The following is a 5,130-nucleotide window of genomic DNA, read 5'->3' on the forward strand; positions in this document are numbered from 1 at the left end:
ATTTAACATAATTATTCAATTGATGATATTCCTTTACCCCTGATAACCTAATAATTTCCTTATTTGATAGAAGAACCTTTCAATAAGTCTTAAATCCTGGGTCACTACTTCAGCACTTCCCTTAAGTTCTTTATCAAAAATAAGCTTTTTATCGTAAGAAGTTTTTAATCCTTTAGGAAGACTTACATCTACATAATAATTTCCATTCTGATCCGGAGATAAGGAAATATTCTGGACACGTCCTTCGATGATACCATATTCTTGGTAGCGGTAGTTGTCCAGCTTAATGAGTACCTTTTGCCCTGTTTTTATTTTCCCTGAATTTGTAGTAGGTACCGACATTCTCCCCATTAATAGATCCTTTTGCTTAGGAAGAATTGATAAAATAACATCCCCTGCTTTTACGAACTGGTTTTCTCCAAAAAACTGCTGGAAACTTGCGACACCTTCCGTAGAGGAAATAATCAGATAATCCTGTTCCCATTGCTTTAAGGATTTTCTTAATTGCTCAAATAGCTGCAGGGTCTGTGAAGAATATGTAATCCTGTCTTTTTCTGTATTGATAACGGCTCCGCTTTTTGTCTTATTAATATTCGCTATAGCTTCCCCGATTTGTGAAATAGAGATATTAATATTTTCGATATTCTGCTGGGCCTGAAGATATTTAATTCTTTCATTTTCCAGTTCAACGGCAGCGATAACACCCTGGTTGAAAAGCTCCTGGGAACGCATGAAATTCTTTTTGGTCAGCTCATATTTGACTATTTCCAGCTTTTTCTGTTGATTCAGAGTGGCAATTCTGGCCTTGTATTCTGCCATGCTTTGATTAGCGGCAAGGTTTTCAGGAGCATAAGGTTCAAGACGTGTAAAAAGTTGTTCATCCTGTAAAGCCTTTGCAAAATTGTTATAATCACCCTGAAGCTCACCCAGCTTAAATATCGAAGCAGTAGAGAGGGGGAAATGACCAAGCTTTGCCGGCGTCATGGAATCTATCAATGTTTTCAGTTCCAGAACATCTTTATAATTGGCTGTAGACTGTAGGACCATTAATACTTCATTAGGACTTACCTCCTGATGATTCCTGATAAAAATCTTTTCTATTTTAGAATTGGTACGGGCTTCCAGTTTTTCCGGAGGATTTTGAGAGGTCACCGTAATAGGGGCAGGAATAAATTCCGGGTATTTAACAACATAGCTCATTACCAGAATAATGACCAGAATGATCAGAATAACTGTATTTCCCCAACGGATCATCCAGTGAGGAGGCTGTGTAAGAATATCCTGCACGCTTTCTGAGCGGAGTTCTATATTATCTAAAATATCTTTTTCTTTCATTTTTTTGTACGTAATATATCCGACATTGTACAATATTAACTACCAAGTTCCAGTTGATTTTTTACCAGTCGGTAATATTCACCTTTTAGGGCTACTAATTCCGTATGATTACCTTCTTCCACAACTTTTCCTTTGTCTAAAACAATAATTTTATCAGCATGTTTTACCGTAGAAAGCCTGTGTGCAATGACAACAGCTGTTTTACCCTTAAAAAACTGCTCCAGATTTTCCATAATAACTTTTTCATTATTGGCATCCAGGGCGGAAGTGGCTTCATCAAAAAGGATGTATTCCGGAGACTTATAAACAGCCCTAGCGATAAATAATCTCTGCTTTTGTCCTCCGCTGACTCCTATGCCTTCATTCCCTATTTTAGTGTTGTAGCTAAGAGGGAGTTCTTCAATAAAATCCTTAATATTAGCGATTTCAACAGCTTTTCTTAATTTTTGTTTATCGATATAGTCTTCACCGATTGCAATATTGTTGGCGATGGTATCATTGAAGACATAGCCTTCCTGCATAACCACGCCGCAGTGATCTCGCCAGAACCTTGGAGAAATATTCCTAAGCTGGGTATTTCCGATTTTAATATCTCCTCCATTGGGCTCGTAGAACTTCATGAGCAGTTTGAGAAGAGTGGTCTTTCCACTTCCGCTGGCTCCGACGATAGCTGTTGTTTTTTGATAAGGAATGCTTAAACTAAGATTTTCAAAAACAGATGAATCCGAACCGATATACCGGAAAGAAACATTTTCGACTTCAATATCTTTTTTCGGAATTTCCATGGCATATTGTTCATCACTGCTTTCTTCATCTTCTTTATCATGAATTTCTCCCAGTCTTTCCAATGAAATTTTAGCATCCTGGCTCTGGCGGATAAAATCTACCAATTGTAGTAAAGGGCTGTTGAGTTGTCCGATAATGTATTGTACGGAAAGCATCATCCCCAAAGTAAGACTCCCGCTGAGAACCAATTTGGCTGAAAGAAAACTTACCAGAATATCTTTCATCTGGTTGATGAAATTTCCTCCTACGGATTGCCACTGTTCTAATGAAAGGGATTTGATTCTTATTTTAAAAAGTTTGACCTGAACAAATTCCCAGTCCCAACGTTTCTGTTTTTCCGCGTTATGCATTTTAATTTCCTGCATTCCGTTGATCAGTTCAATTACTTTACTCTGTTCTTGTGATACCTGGGAAAATCTTTTGTAATCCAGTTCTTTCCTTTTTTTTAGAAAAAATAAGATCCATCCAAGATATGCGACAGCACCCACAAGATAAACGATAAAAAGCCTATAATCATAAAATAATAATATAATACTGAAAATAATAAGGTTGACCATAGAGAACAGGGTGTTCAGAGAAGAAGTGGTGAGCAGCTGTTCGATCCGGTGATGATCATTGATCCTTTGCATAATATCTCCGGTCATTCTCGTATCAAAGAAACTGATGGGCAGTTTCATTAATTTGATAAAGAAATCAGAAATAATGGAAATATTGATCCTTGCCGACAGGTGGAGAAGAATCCAGCTTCTGATGACTTCAATTCCCATTCTTCCGAGAAATAACATGATCTGAGCAATAAGAACCAGATAAATGAAGTTCAGATCCTGGTTTTGTATTCCGACATCTACAATACTCTGAGTAAGAAAAGGAAAAATAAGGGAAAGTAAACTTCCTGCTAAAAGTCCTATAGCCAGCTGGGCAACAAGTGATTTATATTTTAAAAGATATTTGGAGAGAAAGGAAAAACTGGCTTTGCTTTCATGATCATCAAATTCTGTCTGAAAGAATGCCGGAGTAGTTTCAAGAACGAGTGCTATTCCTTCCTCGGTATTTTCATTGGCATTTTCACCGATCCACAAATTGATAAACTCTTCTTTAGGGTAAGTAATCAATCCATAGCTGGGGTCTGAAATATAAACTTTCCCTGTTTTATCTATTTTATAAACGACAACAAAATGATTTTTATTCCAGTGTACAATACAAGGCAGAGGAACTTCTTCGTTCAGGGTATTGAAATCAATTTTTATTCCTAGTGACCTGAATCCAAGATTTTCTGCTGCATCACTTAGCCCAAGAAGGCTGCTTCCTTCTCGCGTAGTTTCGGAAAGGTTACGGATCTGCTGTAAAGAAATGGTTTTACCGTAATATTTACTGATAATACGGAGGCAGGTGGGACCGCAGTCTTTGGTGTCAGGTTGTTTATAAAAAGGAAATTTCTTCAAAATCTATATTTTATACCAATAGGTGAGTTTTACTTTTTTTCAAATTAAATGCTTTCATCCTCCAGTAGTTCATCTATAAAATAGATAATATCTTCCCTGTCATATTTATCCGGAAACTGATATCCGTTTATTAAAAATATCGGAGTGAAATTTAATCCTGCCTCTGAGTTCTCTCTGGACATTTCAGCTAATGAACCTAGATTCTCTCTATACTGGCTTTTACTGGCCATAGAATGAATTTCAGACTCATTTCTGGTTTCATACCATCTTTCTATAGTTTTCAAAAATTCACTTTCCGGCCTATTCTTATAGATATACATAAAATCAAAAAGAAGGAGGGTGAGTTTTTCCTCTGCTCTATCCGGGAAATAATTAAATCTTATCTGTACTGCAAGATCCTCAGGATATTTTTTCAAAAGGTTTTCCAGAATAGTATGAGCGTTTTTACAAAAGCCACAATAAGGATTTGAAATAACGGAGATGTGAAGTTTTGCAGTGGGATTTCCTACTGAAAATGTCTGCCGGTCGGTAAAGGTAATTTTTTCCTGGTCCAAAAGTTCTCTTTTAAAAAGATCGTAGCTTCTTTTAAACCGGAGATTTTTGGTATTTGATTTTTGTAAAGTGTCTCTTTCCTGCAATAGATTATTAATATAAGATACAGAGGAAAAAATGATTAACCATAATAACAAGCTTAGGGTAATAATTTTGCTGTCTATAAAAAGGTTTTCAAAAAGCAAAAAACTGATCAGCAGTTGAACTACCAGAACAGAAATGATCAGAAGGCAAATCCTGCAAAATGTTTTTTCTACGAAAGCCTGGATATAGAGAGAATAGCAGATAGCAATAACAGAAGCCCATGTAAATCCTTTAATAATAAATGAAGTAGTAGGGAAAAATAAGCCTAATATATTAAGTCCTATGAAATAGATTAATGAGAAGTCTGCAAATTTTAATCCTAAAATATTGGTTTTATCGTGGTTGATTATTTTGTTGCAGGAGTTTTCGGATGAATCAGCAGACTTACCGATACCCTGTCCACAAATGTTTTTAATAACGGAAGATGTACTTCCAAACTTTTGACTGAAAATTTCAAAAGAAATATAAAATCCTATTATGGAGAATAGATTAAATACAGACTCATACCAGATGAAATTAATGATAGAGTAGAGTAAAGCAATACCTAAAATAATATAGACCAGGGTCTTAAAATTAGAAAAAGAACCGGAAGTGATAGTGTTCTCCGTTTTTTCAAATAATAAGATAAAGTTCGTAGACTGATGGTAAAGTTGCTGCTTACTGATGGTTTTTATTTTGTCTGAGTAAACGGCATATTGTTTTCCTGTTTTTTTAACCACAGAGAAAGCATCATCCACAATAGCAATAAATTCTTCCGGAAGGTCATCCCAATACTGTTTTTCCAGTTCATAAGCATCATTTTTTACTCCCATAAAATTGAGCGTATCACTAAAAGCCAGTGCGGATGGGTAGTGGGGATGGGAACTGAACTGAAACAGGAACTCCTGTTTATCAAGCTTAAGATAATTAATTAATTTATCGAGTATCATGG

3 protein-coding genes are annotated in these 5,130 nt (G+C 35.9%); all 3 read right to left on the reverse strand.

Annotated elements, in window-relative coordinates; genetic code table 11:
* Positions 1 to 33: 33 nt before the first annotated feature.
* Positions 34 to 1,335, reverse strand: coding sequence for an HlyD family efflux transporter periplasmic adaptor subunit (locus Q0A18_RS09435; protein ID WP_292009904.1), 1,302 nt, complete (start codon positions 1,333 to 1,335; stop codon positions 34 to 36).
* A gap of 35 nt (positions 1,336 to 1,370) precedes the next feature.
* A complete protein-coding gene (locus Q0A18_RS09440; protein ID WP_292009905.1) occupies positions 1,371 to 3,563 on the reverse strand; it encodes a peptidase domain-containing ABC transporter in 2,193 nt (730 codons plus the stop codon).
* Between the two features lie 44 nt (positions 3,564 to 3,607).
* Positions 3,608 to 5,130 (reverse strand): thioredoxin domain-containing protein (locus tag Q0A18_RS09445; RefSeq protein ID WP_292009906.1); only part of this gene is annotated, 1,523 nt, incomplete at its 5' end.

Source organism: Chryseobacterium sp., from assembly GCF_022712095.1.
Lineage (GTDB): Bacteria > Bacteroidota > Bacteroidia > Flavobacteriales > Weeksellaceae > Chryseobacterium.